The sequence below is a fragment of the Clostridium sp. CCUG 7971 genome (assembly GCF_017590215.1).
Classification (GTDB): domain Bacteria; phylum Bacillota; class Clostridia; order Peptostreptococcales; family Peptostreptococcaceae; genus Faecalimicrobium.
This window is the reverse complement of sequence record NZ_JAFFPK010000244.1, coordinates 1-519: the sequence shown is the minus strand read 5'-3', so window position 1 is coordinate 519 and position 519 is coordinate 1. Positions and strand designations below refer to the sequence as shown.

Below are 519 nucleotides of genomic sequence, written 5' to 3'. Positions count from 1 at the left end.
TGTTGGAACTAATAAAGAAAACTTTACAAGAACTTCAAATAGAAAAGATTATGCTCTAAAACCACCAACTAAAACAATTTTAGATGCACTTTATGAAAATAATTTAGATGTAGTTGGAATTGGTAAGATAGGAGATATATACTCATATCAAGGAATAACAAAGAGTATAAAAACAAAGAGCAATGAAGATGGAATGAATAAAACTATAGAGATTGCAAGGGATGGATCTTATAAAGGTTTAATATTCTTAAACTTAGTAGATTTTGATGCATTATATGGACATAGAAGAGATAGTGAAGGATATAAGAGAGCATTAGAAGAATTTGATTCTCAATTAGGAATTCTTATCAAAGAACTTAAAGAAGATGATCTTTTAATAATAACTGCAGATCATGGGAAATGATCCTACATTCAAAGGAACTGATCATACTAGAGAATATGTTCCAGTATTAGTTTACAGTAAAACAAATAGAAAAAATTGTAATCAAATGCCTATTTTAGAAAGTATGGCAGATATAG

Annotated in this window: 2 pseudogenes; both read left to right on the top strand. The window is 27.9% G+C overall.

Features of this window, described 5'->3' with window-relative positions:
* Nucleotides 1-403, top strand: a pseudogene (locus JWF52_RS19070) (phosphopentomutase); the annotation flags it as partial.
* Nucleotides 393-519, top strand: a pseudogene (locus JWF52_RS19845) (phosphopentomutase); the annotation flags it as partial. The pseudogenes JWF52_RS19070 and JWF52_RS19845, both read left to right, overlap by 11 nt.